This window comes from Pseudonocardia sp. GCM10023141 (assembly GCF_042653605.1).
In genome coordinates, this window is sequence record NZ_JBHSIR010000055.1 from 259,969 (window position 1) to 277,030 (window position 17,062).

18 protein-coding genes are annotated in these 17,062 nt (G+C 72.1%); 10 read left to right on the plus strand and 8 right to left on the minus strand.

Annotation, left to right across the window (positions count from 1 at the left end; genetic code table 11):
• Positions 1-99: 99 nt before the first annotated feature.
• Genes ACFPFQ_RS30280 through ACFPFQ_RS30295 form a run of 4 tightly spaced genes read left to right on the plus strand, consistent with a single transcriptional unit; the run spans position 100 to position 3,921 of the window.
• A complete protein-coding gene (locus ACFPFQ_RS30280) occupies positions 100-924 on the plus strand; it encodes a PIG-L deacetylase family protein (protein WP_379624907.1) in 825 nt (274 codons plus the stop codon).
• Between the two features lie 48 nt (positions 925-972).
• A complete protein-coding gene (gene lnt, locus ACFPFQ_RS30285) occupies positions 973-2,583 on the plus strand; it encodes an apolipoprotein N-acyltransferase (RefSeq protein WP_379624909.1) in 1,611 nt (536 codons plus the stop codon).
• On the plus strand, positions 2,576-3,427 hold the full coding sequence (locus ACFPFQ_RS30290; protein ID WP_379624911.1) for a polyprenol monophosphomannose synthase: 852 nt from the start codon (positions 2,576-2,578) through the stop codon (positions 3,425-3,427). The genes lnt and ACFPFQ_RS30290 overlap by 8 nt, the downstream gene beginning before the upstream one ends.
• Positions 3,424-3,921, plus strand: a complete 498-nt coding sequence (locus ACFPFQ_RS30295) for a phosphoribosyltransferase (protein ID WP_379624913.1) — start codon at positions 3,424-3,426, stop codon at positions 3,919-3,921. The genes ACFPFQ_RS30290 and ACFPFQ_RS30295 overlap by 4 nt, the downstream gene beginning before the upstream one ends.
• Before the next feature lie 58 nt (positions 3,922-3,979).
• On the opposite strand, the gene ACFPFQ_RS30300 is transcribed toward ACFPFQ_RS30295, so the two are convergent.
• The 4 genes from ACFPFQ_RS30300 to ligD form a co-directional block, all read right to left on the minus strand.
• Positions 3,980-4,324 (minus strand): RNA polymerase-binding protein RbpA, encoded by a 345-nt coding sequence (locus ACFPFQ_RS30300; RefSeq protein ID WP_379624915.1) that lies wholly within the window; start codon positions 4,322-4,324, stop codon positions 3,980-3,982.
• Positions 4,325-4,718: 394 nt separating this feature from the next.
• Positions 4,719-6,056, minus strand: coding sequence for an MFS transporter (locus ACFPFQ_RS30305; protein ID WP_379624917.1), 1,338 nt, complete (start codon positions 6,054-6,056; stop codon positions 4,719-4,721).
• Positions 6,057-6,096: 40 nt separating this feature from the next.
• Positions 6,097-6,891 (minus strand): glycerophosphodiester phosphodiesterase family protein, encoded by a 795-nt coding sequence (locus ACFPFQ_RS30310; protein WP_379624919.1) that lies wholly within the window; start codon positions 6,889-6,891, stop codon positions 6,097-6,099.
• Positions 6,892-6,917: 26 nt separating this feature from the next.
• Positions 6,918-8,828 (minus strand): non-homologous end-joining DNA ligase, encoded by a 1,911-nt coding sequence (gene ligD, locus ACFPFQ_RS30315; protein WP_379624921.1) that lies wholly within the window; start codon positions 8,826-8,828, stop codon positions 6,918-6,920.
• A 127-nt stretch (positions 8,829-8,955) separates the two neighbouring features.
• On the opposite strand from ligD, the gene ACFPFQ_RS30320 reads away from it, so the two are divergent.
• Together ACFPFQ_RS30320 and bfr are read left to right on the plus strand one after the other, a co-directional pair.
• Entirely contained in the window at positions 8,956-9,153 is a 198-nt protein-coding gene (locus tag ACFPFQ_RS30320; protein WP_379624923.1) for a (2Fe-2S)-binding protein, read from the plus strand.
• A 136-nt stretch (positions 9,154-9,289) separates the two neighbouring features.
• A complete protein-coding gene (bfr, locus tag ACFPFQ_RS30325; RefSeq protein WP_379624925.1) occupies positions 9,290-9,775 on the plus strand; it encodes a bacterioferritin in 486 nt (161 codons plus the stop codon).
• 394 nt (positions 9,776-10,169) lie between these two features.
• On the opposite strand, the gene ACFPFQ_RS30330 is transcribed toward bfr, so the two are convergent.
• Positions 10,170-10,493 carry a type II toxin-antitoxin system prevent-host-death family antitoxin gene (locus tag ACFPFQ_RS30330; protein ID WP_379624927.1) on the minus strand — a complete coding sequence of 108 codons (324 nt, stop codon included), beginning with the start codon at positions 10,491-10,493 and terminating at the stop codon, positions 10,170-10,172.
• A gap of 41 nt (positions 10,494-10,534) precedes the next feature.
• Here ACFPFQ_RS30330 and ACFPFQ_RS30335 point away from each other — a divergent pair, with 41 nt between their 5' ends.
• Positions 10,535-11,173, plus strand: coding sequence for a nucleotidyltransferase domain-containing protein (locus tag ACFPFQ_RS30335; protein ID WP_379624929.1), 639 nt, complete (start codon positions 10,535-10,537; stop codon positions 11,171-11,173).
• On the opposite strand, the gene ACFPFQ_RS30340 is transcribed toward ACFPFQ_RS30335, so the two are convergent.
• The 3 genes from ACFPFQ_RS30340 to ACFPFQ_RS30350 all read right to left on the minus strand — a co-directional run bounded on the left by ACFPFQ_RS30340 (position 11,170) and on the right by ACFPFQ_RS30350 (position 14,726).
• Positions 11,170-13,110, minus strand: coding sequence for an LLM class flavin-dependent oxidoreductase (locus ACFPFQ_RS30340; protein ID WP_379624931.1), 1,941 nt, complete (start codon positions 13,108-13,110; stop codon positions 11,170-11,172). The two genes, ACFPFQ_RS30335 and ACFPFQ_RS30340, sit on opposite strands and share 4 nt — an antisense overlap.
• Positions 13,107-13,751 (minus strand): maleylpyruvate isomerase family mycothiol-dependent enzyme, encoded by a 645-nt coding sequence (locus ACFPFQ_RS30345; protein ID WP_379624933.1) that lies wholly within the window; start codon positions 13,749-13,751, stop codon positions 13,107-13,109. The genes ACFPFQ_RS30340 and ACFPFQ_RS30345 overlap by 4 nt, the downstream gene beginning before the upstream one ends.
• 81 nt (positions 13,752-13,832) lie before the next feature.
• The gene (locus tag ACFPFQ_RS30350; protein ID WP_379624935.1) at positions 13,833-14,726 is read right to left on the minus strand and encodes a LysR family transcriptional regulator; all 894 of its coding nucleotides are present in this window, start codon (positions 14,724-14,726) and stop codon (positions 13,833-13,835) included.
• Positions 14,727-14,928: 202 nt separating this feature from the next.
• Between ACFPFQ_RS30350 and ACFPFQ_RS30355 the strand changes: the two genes are divergently transcribed.
• From ACFPFQ_RS30355 to ACFPFQ_RS30365, 3 genes are read left to right on the plus strand one after another with little or no spacing between them, the layout of a single operon-like run.
• On the plus strand, positions 14,929-15,525 hold the full coding sequence (locus tag ACFPFQ_RS30355; protein ID WP_379624936.1) for a HEAT repeat domain-containing protein: 597 nt from the start codon (positions 14,929-14,931) through the stop codon (positions 15,523-15,525).
• The gene (locus ACFPFQ_RS30360; protein ID WP_379624938.1) at positions 15,519-16,547 is read left to right on the plus strand and encodes a MerR family transcriptional regulator; all 1,029 of its coding nucleotides are present in this window, start codon (positions 15,519-15,521) and stop codon (positions 16,545-16,547) included. Before ACFPFQ_RS30355 ends, ACFPFQ_RS30360 begins: the two co-directional genes overlap by 7 nt.
• Positions 16,548-16,566: 19 nt before the next feature.
• Positions 16,567-17,046 carry an alpha/beta fold hydrolase gene (locus ACFPFQ_RS30365; RefSeq protein ID WP_379624940.1) on the plus strand — a complete coding sequence of 160 codons (480 nt, stop codon included), beginning with the start codon at positions 16,567-16,569 and terminating at the stop codon, positions 17,044-17,046.
• Positions 17,047-17,062: the final 16 nt, after the last annotated feature.

Consider the following 17,062-nt stretch of genomic DNA (forward strand, 5'->3'; position numbering starts at 1 on the left):
GTGGCCCGCTGCTGTCCGGCGTGTTGTCGCTGTTGTTGCAGCTGACCGCCGCCCTGTCCGTCCTGCCGCCGTCGCGGCCCGCACGTCTGCGATCACGCCATGTCGAGTTCTTCCGTCACCCCGGAGCTGCCCACTCCTGATCTGCGGGGCCGCACCGTGCTCGCCCTGCACGCCCACCCCGACGACGAGTCGATCTTCACGGGCATCACGCTGCGCCGCCTCGCCGATGCCGGGGCCCGCACGATCCTCGTGGTCGCGACGGCGGGCGAGCTCGGCGAGTCCCGGGTACCGCTGCGCACCGGCGAGACGATCCCGGAGCGGCGCATCGCCGAGCTGGAGCGCTCCGCCGAGCTGCTCGGGGTGTCGCGGCTGGTGCTGCTGGGCTGCCGCGACTCCGGCCTCCCCGGCTGGAGCGCCGCCTCCCACAGCCGGGCGCTGGTGGCGGCCGACCCGCTGCGGCTCGCCCGCGTCGTCGCGGAACTGGCCGACGACGAGGGCGTCGACACGGTCATCCACGACGACGAGCACGGCATCTACGGCCACCCCGACCACCGCGCCACCCACCGCATCGGCGCCACCGCCGCCGAGCTGATCGGCGCCACCGGCTACCGCATGACCGTGGACCGGGAGCACCTGCACAACAGCGCTCCCGACCGGCACCTGATCCACGGTGCCGCCCGTGCCGCCGACGTCCGCTTCGGGCGCGTCACCGCCGAGATCGGGCTCGCCGTCACCGGCACCGCCGCGCACCTGGACCGCAAGCGTGCGGCCATCACCGCCCACGCGAGCCAGGTTTCCCCCGACGACGTCCCGGCCGCCGACTTCGCCGCGGCCTACGGCTACGAGTGGTACCGCCGCAGCGGCGCGCCCGGCGTGCTCGACACCCTCGGCAATGCGCACCTGGTGGCGGGCGCTCTCGTGTGATCGATCCAGCTGACGACCAGCTGACACGCTCGACGTAGGCTGCCCGACGTGGCTGCACCCACCCTCGAACCCCTTCCCGAGCCGCCGGCTCCACCACCGGCGCCCGCTCGGTCGCGCCGATCGTGGCTGCCGCTGCTGGCTCGCATCATCGGTGCCGTCGGCTCGGGGGTGTTGCTGTACGTCAGCTTCCCGCCGCGCACGATGTGGTGGCTCGCGCTGCCCGCCTTCGCCGTGTTCGCCGTGGTCGTCCACGGCCGCCGGGCCCGCGCCGGTTTCGGCTACGGCTGGCTGTTCGGCATGGGCTTCCTGCTCCCGCTGCTCACCTGGATCGGTGAGCTCGTCGGGCCGGTGCCGTGGGTGGCGCTCGTCGTGCTCGAGTCGCTGTTCGTGGGCCTCGCCGGTCTCGGTATGGCGTTGGTGTCCCGGCTGCCCGCAGCGCCCCTCTGGGCGGCAGCGGTGTGGGTGGCAGGCGAGGCGCTGCGCGGCCGGGTCCCGTTCGGTGGGCTGCCGTGGGGCCGGGCCGGGTTCGGCCAGCCCGACGGCCCGTTCCTGCCCGTCGCCGCGATCGGTGGCGTGCCGCTGCTGTCGTTCGTCACGGTGCTCGCCGGGCTGGCGCTCGGCGAGCTGCTGCGCCGCGTGGTGACGCGCGACGGGGGAGTGCGCGGCTTCGTCACGCCGGCCGTGCTCGCGGCGCTGGCGATGGTCACCGGTCCACTGGCCGCACTCGTGCCGGCCACGCCCAGCCCCAAGCCCGAGCGCACCGTCACCATCGCCGCCGTGCAGGGCAACGTGCCGCGGCTCGGGCTGGACTTCAACGCCCAGCGCCGCGCCGTGCTCGACAACCACGTCAACGAGACGCTCAAGCTCGCCGCCGACGTCGCGGCCGGCACGAAGCCGAAACCCGACCTGGTGATCTGGCCGGAGAACTCCAGCGACATCGACCCGCTGCAGAACGCCGACGCCGCCGCGCAGATCGACCGCGCCGCCCGCGCGGTGGGCGTGCCCATCCTCGTCGGCGCCGTCCTGCGCAACCCCGACGGCATCACCACGAGCAACTCCGCGCTCGTCTGGCAGGCCGGCGTCGGGGTGGTCGAGCGCAACGACAAGCGCCGCGTGCAGCCCTTCGGCGAGTACATGCCGTGGCGCAGCTTCTTCCGGATGTTCTCCTCCTACGTCGACCGCGCCGGATACTTCGTGCCCGGTGACGGGCCCGGTGCCGTGGACATGGCCGGGGTCCGGGTCGGGGTGACGATCTGCTGGGAGGTCGCGTTCGACGACCTGGTGGACGACAGCGTCGACGCGGGCGCCGAGGTGCTCGCCGTGCCGAGCAACAACGCCACGTTCGGGTTCACCGAGATGACCTACCAGCAGATGGCGATGTCGAGGGTGCGGTCGGTCGAGCATGATCGTTCGTCGATCGTGGTCACCACGAGCGGGGTCAGCGGCACCATCCTCCCGAACGGCACGGTCACCGCCAGTACGCGACAGTTCACGCCGGATGTGCTGGTCGATCGAACGGTTCTGAAGGACACCACTACGCTGGCAACGCGATGGCGGTCGGCACCGGAGTGGGTGCTGGTCGCACTGGGAGTGCTGGCAATGGCGGCGGGAGTCGTGTCGCGGCGCCGGGCGCGGGCAGGAAAGGACGAGGATGGCTGAGCCGCCGGGGCCGGTGCTGGTGGTGATTCCCACCTACAACGAACGCGAGAACATCGGTCCGATCATCTCGAGGCTGCACGCCGCCGTTCCGCAGGTCGACGTCCTCGTCGTGGACGACGCGAGTCCGGACGGCACGGGTGAGCTGGCCGACGAGATGGCTGCGGCCGACTCCCGGATCCAGGTGCTGCACCGCACCGGCAAGGATGGGCTCGGCGCCGCGTACCTGGCCGGATTCGCCGCTGCGCTCAGCGGCAAGCACCAGGTGGTCGTCGAGATGGACGCCGATGGTTCGCACGCGCCGGAGGATCTCCCGGCGCTGCTCGCGGCACTCGAGGACGCCGACCTGGTGCTGGGTTCCCGGTACGTGCCGGGTGGTCAGCTCGTGAACTGGCCCGCGCACCGCAAGTGGTTCTCCCGCAGCGCCAACCTGTACTCGCGGGTGGCGCTGGGGGTGCCGATCCGGGACATCACCGCCGGGTACCGCGTCTACCGGCGCCAGGTGCTCGAGGAGATCGACCTGGCCGCGGTCTCGTCGCAGGGCTACTGCTTCCAGATCGACATGGCCTGGCGCGCGGTCAAGGCGGGCTTCCGCGTCCACGAGGTGCCCATCACCTTCACCGAACGTGAGCACGGCTCGTCGAAGATGGGCAGCTCGGTGGTCACCGAGGCGCTGTTCAACGTCACCCGCTGGGGTGCGGAGCGGCTGCTGCGCCGCGAGACGGTCTCGGCCCGGCACACCACCGGCGCGCTGCCGGCGGTGTCGGCGGCTCCCGAGGGTGCCACCGCGGGCAGCACCGGCGGTCCCGACGGCGGCGCCGTCTCCGACGGCCCCGTCCGCGCATGACGGCGGATCGCGAGGAGCTCGACTGGAACCTGTTCGGTGCGGCGTCCCGGGAGCTGGCCGAGCAGGTGGCCGTCGACGGCTACACACCCGACATCATCCTGTCGATCGCCCGCGGCGGGCTGTTCGTCGCCGGGGCGCTGGGCTACGCGCTGGACGTGAAGAACCTCCACGTCATGAACGTGGAGTTCTACACCGGCGTGGATCGGCGGCTCCCCGTGCCGATCGTGCTGCCGCCGGTGCCCAACGTCGTGGACCTGTCCGGAGCCAGGGTGCTCGTGGCCGACGACGTCGCCGACACCGGGGCCACGCTCAAGCTGGTGCGCGACTTCTGCGCGGGTCACGTGGCCGACGTGCGCTGCGCGGTGATCTACCAGAAGCCGCACAGCACGGTGTCCTGCGAGTACGTGTGGCGCCACACCGACCGCTGGATCAACTTCCCGTGGTCCACCCTGCCGCCGGTCGTGCAACGCGCCGACCAGGTGCTGGACGCCTGAAACAGGGAACCGGGCCGCCCCGAAGGACGACCCGGTTCCCCGGCGATTGTCTCGCGCGTCAGGCGATCTCGCGCCGGCGCTCGGCGAGCAGCTCCAGACGCTCCGCGAGCAGCACCTCGAGCTCGGCGACCGAACGCCGCTCGAGGAGCATGTCCCAGTGGGTGCGCGGGGGCTTCACCTTCTTCTGCTCCGGCTCGTTGCCGTCGACAAGCTTCGAGATGCTGCCGTGCAGGCGACACTCCCAGGTTGCCGGTGCCTCAGCATCGTTGGCAAACGGCACCTCGAAGTCGTGCCCGCGCGGGCACGCGTAGCGCATCGACTGCCGCGGCGCGAGGTCGTGGTTGCGATCCGTCTCGTAGCTGACAGCCCCGAGCCGGCTGCCACGGAGCACGCGGTCGGCCATGCGTCATCCTCCCGTTCACGGGTCGAGGGAGCCTCCCTCGACCATCACCACCGGGTGTAACGTCTGCATCACAGTCGTCTGTTCCCGCAAAGCGGAACGATCCCCGTCCGGTGTCGTCACACGACAGACACCCGACGTTCGCCGTCCCGATCGTTGAGTGTCCACCATCGCAGCCGTCTACACACGCGACTGTGACGTGTCAGCCAACTGTGACTTATGTCACCCGGTTCTGACGCGGTGTTTACACTCGCGCCCGATCGACGTTACCCGAAAGCCCGATTCGGCGACGTCAGCGCGACATGCCGCGTGCACCGACCGGTCGGTCGGGCGTGTCGTCACCCTCGGTCGTGCCGCGATCGCCCGGTGCACGGTCCACCCGGGCGAGTGATCACCTTCATGCCGGTTCGACGGTCCGGGCCGCGTGGTGCACGGGCGGGTGCACCGGCCAGAGCGCGACGAGCCCGACCGCGAGCACGAGCAGGATGCCCACGATGCCGGCGCGCGGCGCTCCGAACAGCGACGTGAACACCCCGAAGAGGGTGGGCGCGAGGAACGACACCGCGCGGCCGGTGGTGGCGTAGAGCCCGAACAGCTGGCCCTCGTGCCCGACCGGGGCCAGCCGGGCGAGGAACGTCCGCGACGAGGACTGCGCGGGCCCCACGAACAGCGTCAGCATCAGACCGAAGATCCAGAACATCATCGGCCCCGAGACGAACAGCAGGACCATGCCGGCCACCAGCATGCCGATCAGCGAGCCGGTGATCACCGCCTTGGGCCCGATCCGGTCCTCGAGCCGGCCGCCGGTGAGCGCGCCCGCCGCCGAGGTCACGTTGGCCACCACACCGAAGATCAGGACGTCGCCCGCGTCGATGCCGTAGACCGACACGGCCAGCACGGCACCGAAGGTGAAGATCGCCGCCAGACCGTCGCGGAACAGCGCGCTGGCGCCCAGGAAGTACACGGTGTGCGGGCTGACCCGATAGAGGTCGCGGATGTCGGCGAACAGCTTGCGGTAGGACCCCACGATGCCGATGCCCGCCACCTTCGGGCGCGGCGGCACCTCGGGCACCTTCGCGAACAGGGGGAGCGCGAAGATCAGGAACCATGCCGTGGCGACGAGCGCCACCACCCGGATGTTGAGCCCGCCCGCGGTGGCCACACCCAGGAAGCCGCGCGTGTCGCCGGAGCCCGCGATCAGGCCCGTGTACACCGTCAGCAGCAACACGATGCCGCCGAAATAACCCATCGACCAGCCGAAACCCGAGACGCGACCGATCGTGGCCGGCGTCGAGACCTGGCAGAGCATGGCGTTGTAGGACACCGAAGCGAGCTCGAAGAAGATCGAGCCCAGCCCCAGCAGGACCAGCCCCAACCACAGGTACGTGTAATGGTTCTCCACGAAGAACAGTGCCGCCATCGAGACGATGGTCAGCCCGGTCCAGACCCCCGTGGCGAACTTGCGGCGCCCGGCCGAGTCTGCGCGCGCCCCGATCACCGGCGCCAGCAGCGCGATGAGCAGCCCAGCGGCCCCGATCGCGTACCCCAGCCAGGCGCTGGCATCGATCGGGCCCGGCAGGTCGGCCCCGACGGAGTCGGTGAGGTACACCGAGAACACGAACGTCAGGATCACCGCGTTGTAGGCCGACGATCCCCAGTCCCACAGGCCCCAGGCGATCACCTGGCTGCGGGGTGCCGGTACGGGCGGCGCCGGGTTGTCGGCCGGGGAGTTCATGGGCGGAGGGTAGCGGCGCCGACCCTCCGATGGGGTGACCTCACGCCGTCCACTGGCCACGATCCTGCAACACCGCGCGCAGGACGTCGGGACGGTCCGACAGCAGCCCGTCCACACCCATGTCGAGCAGCTCCGCCATCTCGGCCGGCTCGTCAACGGTCCAGACGTGGACCTCGCGGCCGGAGTCGTGTGCGGCCCTGAGCAACCCCGAGTCGACGATCGAGAGCGCCCCGTAGCGGTGGGGGAGCTGGGCCATGTTGCCGTGCACCGGCGTGCCCGGGATGCGCGAGAGAGGACCGGGCAGCGCATCGAGCCAGGCGCGGCTGCGCAGCCCGAACGCCGACGTGTAGGCCATCGACGTGAACAGCCGCGGCCCCCCGCCCCGGCGGGCCCGCGCCAGCCAGCGCTCGTTGAACCCGCCGATGCACACGCGGTTCCACGCGTCGGTGCGCTCCAGGACGCCCAGCATCGGGAGCACGACGCGGTCGTTCTTCAGCTCGATGGTGATCCGGGTGTCGGGCAGCTCGGTCAGCACCTGCTCGAGGCGCGGGATCGCGTGGACACCGCCCACCCGGACGTCGTCGAGCGCGGCGGCGGGCAGCACCGCCAGCGGGCCGGAACCGTCGGTGGTGCGATCGAGCGTGGCGTCGTGGTGGACGAACACCACGCCGTCGGCGCTGACGTGCACGTCGAGCTCCAGGTAGCCGAACCCCTCGTCGACGGCGCGGTGGAACCCCGCCAGTGTGTTCTCGCACCCGGCGAGATCGTCGATGTGCCAGCCGCGGTGGGCGTAGGCGCGGGGGTAGGGCCCGTCGAGGTAGGGATGCCGTTCCACAGGTGGAGCCTGCCAGCCGCTCATGATCAGGCGCGAGGGGGCAGCCGTTGGCGATCGCCGAGCAACCCGACGAGCAGATCGCCGTGCTCGGCGATGCGGGCCGGGAGGTCGGCCGCGGTGAAGACCAGATCCTCCGGACGGCGACAGCTGCGCACCTCGTCCCAGGTCAGCGGCGTGGCGACGGTCGGACGGGCGCGGCCGCGCAGCGAGTAGCTCGCGATCGTGGTCTTGTGCGGGTTGTTCTGGCTCCAGTCCACGAACACCTTGCCGCGCCGCCGCGCCTTCGTCATCACCGCGATGACCCGGCCCGGCGTCTCGGCCGCCAGCTCCTCGGCGAGGTCCTTCGCGAACTCCGAGGTCTGCTCGGCCGCATCGACCGCGACCGGCAGGTACAGCTGCATCCCCTTGCCGCCACTGGTGCGCGGGTAGGCCACGAGCCCGTCCACCGCCAGCCGGTCGCAGATCCGCTCGGCCACCCTGGCGCAGTCGACGATCGTGGTGCCCTCGCCCGGATCCAGGTCGAACACCACCTGGTCGGGCAGCTGCTGCTCGCCGTCCGGCCCCACCCGCCACTGCGGCGTGTGCAGCTCCAGCGCAGCGAGGTTGGCCGCCCAGGCCAGCCCCTCGACGTCGTCGATGAGCGGGAAGTCGGCGTCCTCGGAACGGCCGCCCGGGGTGCCGACCCGGGCGGTGCGGATCCACTCCGGCGCGTGGCGCGACACGTTCTTCTCGAAGAACGACTGCTTCTCCACACCGTCGGGCCAGCGCACCATCGTGACCGGCCGGGCCCGCAGATGCGGCAGCATCACCTCCGCCACGGCGACGTAGTGCGCGAGCACGTCGGACTTCGTGGTGCCGGTGAGGGGGTAGAGGACCTTCGTGGGGTTGCTGAGCTTGGCCCGCCCGACCCCACCGCGCACCGGCCCCTGCGGGGCCTGAGGTCCACTGTGGACGCCCGTGGCGGCCTCGACCCACTGCATGCTGCGCCGGCCCGGCTCGTAGGCCGCAGCGACGTTCTTGGCCACGACCCCGCCGAGGCCCTGCTCCCTGGCGGCCGCCAGTACCTCGTCACCGGCGCCGGGGAACACGGGAGCGAGGCGCCAGTGCGGGCCGACGAGCGCCCCGATCCCCTCCAGCAGGGCCCGCCGCTCCCGGAACGGCAACGCGCACGTGTCGCGCCCGTCCAGGTGCAGCAGGTCGCCGATCCACAGGTCGGCGGTCGCCGTCGGTCCGACCAGTTCGCCGTCGAGGAGCACCTGCGTGATGCCCAGCGCCGGACCCAGGCCGCGCAGCCGCGGCGCCTCGACCTCCTCGCCGTCGGCATCGGTGATCCGGGCGCGCCCGCCGTCGACGCGCACGATCACCCGCCGCCCCCCGAACGCGATCTGCAGCCACCAGTCGTCGCCGGGCGGGGGGAGTGGGCCCGGTGTCGCGATCATCGGCAGCGCGTCGTGGGGGAGCGGTTCCCGGTCCGGTGCCGCGTCCGACCCGCGCAGCAGCCAGTTGTCCTTGCCTCGTTCCCGGTCGGTGCGGATGAAGACGAACCGGCCGTTCGCCCGGTTCCCGCGCATGCGGACGATGACCTCGCGCGAGTTCCACTTCTCGGTCTCGTACGTGCCGGTGTCCCAGATCGTCATCGAGCCGCCGCCGTACTCGCCCGCCGGGATCTCCCCGGAGAACTCGAGGTACTCGATGGGATGGTCCTCGGTGCGCACGGCCAGCCGCACCGTCTCCGGGTCCGTCGGCAGGCCCTTGGGCACCGCCCACGACACCAGCACGCCGTCGCGCTCCAGCCGCACGTCCCAGTGCAGCCTGCGGGCGTGGTGCTCCTGGATCACGAACCGGGTGCCAGGAGAGGGGTCGGTGGGGTCCTGCTCCGGAATCGGCTCGGGAGTGCGCCGGGCGTCGCGCTTCCGGCGGTACTCGTCGAGCGGCACGCACCCAGGGTAGTCAGGCGCGCGGCCACGGCGGACGAGAGATCCCGATGTTTCCTCCGGGTGACGTCTTGCGCGCTGCCGGATGGACTGAGAGCATAGGCTGACCTAAACGAAGGGGTGCCTGGCGATGTACGTGTGCATCTGCATGGCGGTCACCGACTCGGTGATCAGCTCCTGCATCGCTCGGGGTGCCAGCACGGTCGAGGAGGTCGGCGACGCCTGCGAGGCGGGCACCGGCTGCGGGTCCTGCCACGACCACATCGACGTCTTCCTGGCCGCGGCCAACGCCCCGTCAGAGCTGTCCGAACTGCCGATCTCCGCGTAGACGGGCACGATCGCGCGCTGCTGAGGCTCACCTGGGCTGAGTCTGACTTCGCCCTTGGCCAGGTCATCCTGCGTCGCACCCGTTCGGGTACCGCCGTTACGGTCATCTTCCCGACCGCTGACGAACGGACCACATCATGCAGGGCGATCCCGAGATCATCGAGCTGCTCAACGCTCAGCTCACCAGCGAGCTCACCGCCATCAACCAGTACTTCCTGCACGCCAAGATGCAGCAGAACTGGGGCCTGACGAAGCTCGCCGAGTACACCAAGGCCGAGTCCATCGACGAGATGAAGCATGCGGAGAAGATCACCGACCGCATCCTGTTCCTCGAGGGCCTGCCCAACTACCAGCGTCTCGGCACCCTGAAGATCGGGCAGAACGTGCGCGAGCAGCTGCAGTCCGACCTCCAGATCGAGCTGGGTGTCGTCGAGCGCCTGCGCCCGGGCGTCACGATGTGCCGGGCCAAGAACGACCACACCACGGCCAACCTCCTCGAGGAGATCCTCGCCGACGAGGAACACCACATCGACTACATCGAGACCAACCTCGAGCTGATCGACCGGCTGGGGGAGCAGCTCTACCTCGCGCAGCTGGTCGACCAGCCGCCGACCGCGGGCTGACGCGACCCGCACGACACGGGTCGGGTCCTGGGCAGGCGCAGTCCACGGTCGAGGGGCTTCCCGCCTGCCCGGGCGATCCGTCGCACTCTTGTCATAACGTCAGGCGGGCGCCCTCCGGTGAACAGCCCGGGGTGGAGTGATCAACGCGCACTGGTTCGGGTTGGACCATGAACCAGTGGGCGCTCGGCCGCGGGGCCGGTGATCACCGCGCACTGGCTCATGGTCGACACCGAACCAGTGGGCGCTCGGCCGGGGCCCATGGCGGCCGCGACCGCCCTCCTACAGGTCGAACGTCGATCCGATAATCGATGTTATGACATTATCGTGAGGGCAGGCCCACCGCCGAGTTCGTCGCCACTACCCGCGCGAGGGCGCCGGCTGTAGGGGTCCCAGCTCACCGGACGTAGCGTGCCGGTACCCGCTCGCGGAGTTGATCGGTGCTCAGCTCGCCCACGGCCACGGCGGTGAACAGCTCCAGGTCCTCGGGGCTGGGCTCCAGGCCCTCGGCGCGCACGGACGCCAACGCCTCGGCCACCGCTTCCCGCCGCTCCGCGGCCTCGGACAGCTCCTGGTACTGCGACACCGACATGACAACAGCCTCCGGTCGTCGGTGGGCCCCGATGAACACCGGCCTGCCACTCGGATCCCGTACGCGCTTCAGCGTAGCGGCCAGACCGGCCCGGAACTCGCGGACCGACAGCACTTCGGGCGCACGCATTGGCGCGAGTGTACGCGAACGTGTACACAGATGCGGTGGGCATGCCCGATCTTCCGGTCCCGTTCGACGAGCAGGTGACGCCGTGGCGGGCCTGGTCCCCCGCCGAGGCCCGCGACCGCCTCCGCCTCGTGCGCGTTGCCGGCGGTGCGCCGCTGCGCTGGGCGGTTGCCGGCGGCTGGGCGGTCGACCTGCATCTCGGCCACGAGACGCGCCCGCACAGCGACCTGGAGATCACCGTCGTCGACCGGGACGTACCGGCGCTGCTCGCGGCGTTCACCGCACCGCACTGGCGATGGGTCGTCCCGCACGAGGGCATGCTGCACGCCACCGACTCCCCCGCGCTCGGCCAGACGCATCAGGTGTGGCTGTGGTCCGAGGACGAACAGGCCTTCGTCCTCGACGTCTTCCGCGAGCCGCACGGCGACGCGACGTGGGTGTGCCGCCGCGATGAGCGGATCACGCTGCCCTGGGATCAGGTCGTGGAGCGCACGCCCGACGGCGTGCCCTACCTCGCGGTGGAGACGGTACTGCTGTTCAAGGCCAAGCACCTGCGGCCCAAGGACGTCGGCGACCTGGAGTCGGTGCTGCCGACCCTCGACGCGGACCGTCGCCGCTGGCTGCGGGAGGCCGTGGAGCAGGTCCATCCCGGCCATGCGTGGAGCGGCCTGCTCCGGAACTAGTTCCGGAACACGACCCAGCGCATCGCGCAGTACATGAACACGGCCTCGCAGCAACCGGCGACGATCCGGGCCGCCAGGTAGTGCATGCCCAGCGCGGTCAGGCCGGTGGCGAGCCCGAGGATCAACCCGAAGAAGTTGACGGCCACCACCACCGCGTAGATCGCGGTCTGCCTGCCGACCGGGGCGTGGGAGCGGAAGTTGAACCGGCGGTTGAGCACGAAGCTCACCGCGAACGCGATGAGGTAGGCGGTGCCGAAGGCGGCCGCGACGTCGAGCCCGAGCAGGCTGCGCAGGACGGCGAGCAGGCCGAGGTCGAGTGCGAACGTGCACCCGTTGATCACGGCGAAGCCGAGCAGGCTCGGGGCGACGATGCGGGCGAGGCCCCACGGCAGCCCGCCGACCACCGAGGCACACAGCCGGGCGAACCGGTCGGCCACCGGCGTCGCCGCCACGATCTCCTCCACCGCACCCAGCCTGCCGCAACCGCATGTCTCGATCATGAGCGGCGGGTGAACAGGGGGTTCGGCTACTCCCCTGGGCCCCGCTCCCCTGGTCTGGGTGGCCCGGCGTCCACCACCCGCAGCGACAGCTCCAGCGGGTCGAGGTGCATCAGCGACTCCAGCCACCACGTCATGCCGACTGCGGCGAGACCCGCGAGGTCGACGGTGGCCGGTTCGTCCCACGCGGGGCTGGCGTTGCCGCGCACCGCCACGTCGAAGGGGCGGTCGGCGGGCAGCCCGGCGGCGCGTACGGCGGCGAGGATGGTGGCCACCTCGGCGGGGGTCGGTGTGGTCGGGCGGGTTGGGGAAGATCCCGTCGGCCTGGACGGCCCGGCGGGTGACCCGGGGGTTGCCGGTGGAGCTCGCCATCCAGACCGGGATCGGATGCGGTTCCGGCGGTGACTCGTCGAGCGTGACGCGGAAGTGCGGGCCGTTGTGCCGGATCCGCCGTCCCGACCACATCTCCCGGATGAGGCCGAGGCCCTCGGTGAACGTGGCGGCGCGGGTGCGGACGTCGGCGGGCTCACCGACCCGGCTGAAGTCGCCCGACTCGTCGGTGCCCAGCCCGGTGCCGAAGACGAGCCTGCCACCGGAGAGCCGGTTGACGGTGGACGCCTGCCGGGCGAGCACCCACGGCCGGCGGCGAGCGGGCGGCGTGACCATCGGCCCGATCAGGATCCGGGTGGTGGCCTGCGCGATCGCGCCGAGGGTGGTCCAGGTGTCGACGATGGGCATCGCCGTGGTGACGACGTGGTCCCACAGGAAAACGCCGTCCCAGCCGGCTGCCTCGGCACGCACGGCGAGGTCGACGAGCACGGTGGGATCGCCGAACGGGCCGAACGGGGGCAGGTAGACCCCGTAGCGGACGGGCGGTGCAGTCATCCTCGGATCCTTGCCGAGTACCTCCGACCCGCCTGAATCGCCCCCGGTCACCGTCAGACGAGGCCGGCCAGCCGGTAGAGCACGAGCGATCCGGCCACGGCGACGTTGAGGCTGGCGCCCTGGCCGACCATCCCACACCTCGGCGGGGATGCCGTGGTGCTCGTGCCCGAGCAGCACCACCGTGCGTTGCGTGGCCGGCGCGAGCCGGGACAGTGCGATGGCCCCGTCGGCGAGTTCGACGGCGACGATGCGGCTGCCGCTGCGGCGCTGCTCCCGGACCCAGCGCAGCTTCGACGGCGCCACCCAGCGCACGCAGCTGCGGGTGGTCAGGGTGTTGCCGCGGCGCAGCGCGTCGCGGTAGTGCGGGGTGCGGGGCACCGCGAGGCAGGCGCCTGCGGCGTCGCACGTGCGCAGGAGGGTGCCGAGGTTGGCCTGGTAGGCCACCCAGAGCGGGGCGACGATCAGGTGGTCCCAGCACCCGTGGCGGCGCTGCCGGCGCCGGTGCTGCAGCTCGGCGGGACTGGGACGGGCATTGCGCTCCACTCCACCGGTCACCGCCCCCCCGCGCGGCCTCGCAGCGTCGGGACCCCGTCGCCGTCGAGGTCGTCGCAGAACGCGGCGCGGCCGGTCATCGCCATGATCAGGGCGAGCGTCGGGCCGGACACGAGCGGCCCCGACCCGGTGGTGAAGGGTCCGTCGGTGGCGGCGAGGTGGAGGCCGGTGATCCGTCCCTTCGCGAGCACGACCTGGTCGGACCCGCTGTAGTACGCGGCGACGCGGGTGACCGTGGCGATCGGCGGCACGTAGTCGATACCCAGGGGTCGGCGGATGTCGGCGCCGTGCACGATCGTCTCCCCCAGCATCGCGATCACGGGCAGCGGCGGCATCGTGGTGCTGGTGACGACGGTGCGGAACCGGGCGAGCGTCTCGTCGGCGTCGGCGCCCAACTGCTCGGCCAGGCGCATGGCCACCTGCTTGTCGAAGTCGAAACGGCACCGGATCACCCCGGCCAGCCACCGCAGCGGTGTCAGGCCCGCCGCGGACGTGAGGTGTGCGAGCACCTCGCGCACCGTCAGCCCGGTGCACAGCGACGGTGTGCTCCACCGGTCGGTGGTGAGGTCGGCGAGGTCGGCGGCGAGTGCGGCGCGCTCGGCGTGGACGAGTGGCCAGGGCGTGGCGGGTGCGGTCGTGGTCATGGTGTGGGCTCCTGGACGCGGGGGTGGGGGCAGCGCGCTGGACAGGACTTCCGCGGGGGCCGCGAATCATCGCGGGAGCGGTCAGGCGGTGTGCTGGTGCTGCAGTTCGGTGAGGGTGGCGCGGATCCGCTCCACCAGCGGGTTGGGGTCGGCGGCCCGCCAGACGACGTGGAGGGTGGTCGAGGTGCCCGCCAGCGGGCGAGCGGCCACCCCGACGCGGCGCAGCGCGCGGTGGGAGTCGGCGAGGACCGCGGCGCCGAAGCCGGCGGCGACGAGCGCGAGCAGGGTCTGCACGCTGCGGCCCTCGGCGCTGATCTTCGGCACGACCTCGGCGCGGTGGCAGAGCGCGATGATCTCGTCGTAGGAGCGCGGCGAGACGTCGCGCGGCCAGACGACCAGCGGGATCTGCCCGAGGATCGACAGCGGCGCCGGCTCGGGGTCGTGGGCCAGCGGGTGGGACACGGGCAGGAACAGGGTGAGGGGCTCGCGCCACCAGACCTGGGTCGCGAGGCGGGCGTCGCGCATCGGCAGGCGCTGCACGGCGATGTCGTAGCGGCCCTCCAGCACCCCGGTCGACATCTCGGCGTCGTTGAAGCTCTCCTCCAGGCGCAGGTCGACGCGCGGCAGCTCGCGGCGGATCCGGCCCAGCGCGTTGCCGAGCGGGCCGTTGATGCCCGAGCCCGCGAACGTGAGGGTGAGGCGCCCGCTCATGCCCTGCGCGGCCAGCCGGACGTCGGCCATCGCGGCGTCGGCCTCGGCGAGCACGGTGGCGGCGCGTCGGGCCAGCACCGCGCCTGCGGCGGTGGGGGCGAGCCCGCGGCCCTCCCGGGTGAACAGCGCGGTGCCCAGCTCCCGTTCGAGCTCGCGGAGCTGACGGCTCAGCGTCGGCTGCGTCAGGTGCAGTCGCCGCGCCGCCCCGCTGATGCTGCCCTCCTCCGCGATCGCCACCACGTAGCTCAACAGCCGCAGCTCCATCGATACCTCCCAGGCATGGGAAGGCTAGTGGTGGCGGCCTCCGGCAGTGCTCGCCCGTGCGGTCACGGCTTCACCAGCACGGGCGTGTGGGTGAGTGGTTGCTCGGGCTTTGGCCATGATCGTCGTCTGCGGTGCCTGAGCGCGGGCGCGCTTGACCTTGACACGGTGACAAGGTTTTGGCTGGGCACAGGAGGTGGTCCCCATGTACCCCGATACCCGCCTGATCGACGCGTTGAGCGCCGGCAGCTCGTCCACACGGCTGCAGGCGGCGCTGGCGGTGGGCACGCATCCGGATCCGGCGCTGGTCGACGTACTCGTGGCGCGGTCGGCGGTGGAGCCGGACTTCTTCGTGCGCGACATGCTCACCTGGGCACTGACCCGTCTCCCACCGGAGATCACGCTGCCCGGCCTGCGCGCGGAGCTGCGGTCCGGGCGCGCGCAGGCCCGCAGCCAGGCATTGCATACGCTGTCCAAGATCGGGGACAGCAGCGTGTGGCCCGCGATCACGCGGTCGTTGCTGCGCGACGCCGACGACGAGGTCGCACGCACCGCTTGGCGCACCGCCGTCCTCCTCGTGCCCGACGGTGAGCAGGGAGGACTGGCGGTGGAACTGGCCACCCAACTCGGCCGCGGCGACCGGTCGGTGCGGAGGAGCCTCAGCCGGGCACTCGTCGCGCTCGGGGACGTGGTCGTGGCGGCCCTGCAGCCGGGGTTGGCGAGCGCCGACCCGTCGGTGCGGGCGCACGCCCGCGCCACCGAAGCCCTCCTGCGCGATCCGGCAGGGGCGACGGGGTGCTGATCGGCGACGTGGCCCGCCGCTCGGGCGTGAGCGCCCGGATGCTGCGGCACTACGAGACCCTCGGGCTGGTGCGCCCCACGGGCCGCACCGTGGGGGGCTACCGCGAGTACCGCGACGAGGACATCCGCCGGATCTTCCACGTGGAGAGCCTGCGGTCGTTGGGGCTGTCGCTGCGCCAGGTCGGCCGCGCGCTGGAGGATCCGGACTTCACGCCGTCCGCGCTGGTCGGTGACCTCATCCGGTGGACGGAGGATCGGCTGGAACGTGACCGGGAGCTGCTCGAGCGGCTGCACACGGTCGATGCGACGACCCCGTCGGGCTGGCCGGACGTCCTGCGCATCGTCGAGCTCATGCAGCGGCTCGACTCGCCGAGCGCCTCCCGCCGCCAGCAGGCGGTGCTGGCCCCGGCCGAGGACGTGCCGGTCCCCCTCGAACTCCTGGCGGCCGCCGTCCTGACCGAGTCCGACCCGAACGTCGCGGGTGCGCTCCGATGGGCCCTCGTGCGGGCGGGTGGTGACGCGGTGGCGAGCCTGGCGCCGGGCGCGCGGTCCGACGATGTCGATGTCCGCTTGCGCGCGGTGCGGGCGATCGCCGTCATGACCGGCCCGGAGGCCGACGCGGTGCTCGCGGACGCGCTCGGTGATCCGGCCGTGACGGTGCGCGGGCGCGCCGCGCTGGCGATGGGTTCGCGGGGTTCGGCAGCGGCCGTGCCGATGCTCGTCGCCATGGTGGTCGAGGGCACGAGCGACGTGGAGGCTGCCGAGGTGCTGGGGACGCTCGCGTTGGACCCCGCAGCGGCGGACCCGATCATGGCTGCACTGGCGGGCGAGCTCGCCGCACCCGGCGCGGCTCCGGCAGTGCGCATGCGCCTGGTACAGGCGCTCGCGGAGATGCCGGCGCCCGCAGCGCTCGCGGTGCTGCGGCCACTGGTCCACGACGGTGACCGGGCCGTCGCCCTCACCGCCGCGGCGCTGGTGGGAGTTCTCGACAGCGGCCCCCCATCCAGTCCGGGGCCGGCCTGATCGCCCTCCCCTCGGGTTCATGGCGATCGCACGGGGAGCACCCCTGAACAACGGCCTGTCGGTGCTGATCGTCGGGGCCGGGCCACCGCTGGTGTCGATCCCGGGGCTGGGCGCAGGCGCCGACCTGTCGGTGGTGGTCCCCCGCGCCGACCGGTGGTCGGCCACCGCGCTGGCCACCGCAACCGGACGCGCGGTGCACCAGATCAACCGCCCGCTGGACGTGCCGGTCGGCACCTCGATCGCCGACGTCGCCGGGTGGTACGCCGTCGCGCTGCGGGACCGCTTCGAGGGCCCCGTCGACGTGTTCGGCGCGTCCGCGGGCGGGGTGACCGCGCTGCAGCTCGCGCTCGACCACCCCGACGTCGTCCGCAGGCTGGTGGTCGCGATCGCTCACGGCATCCCCGGCGCCGAGCTGGTGGTGCTTCCGGGCCGCGGGCACCTCACGACGCTGTTCGACCGCCGGGCGCCGGCGGCCCACACGCGGTTCCTGCGCGATTGACAACCGGTTGCGGGGC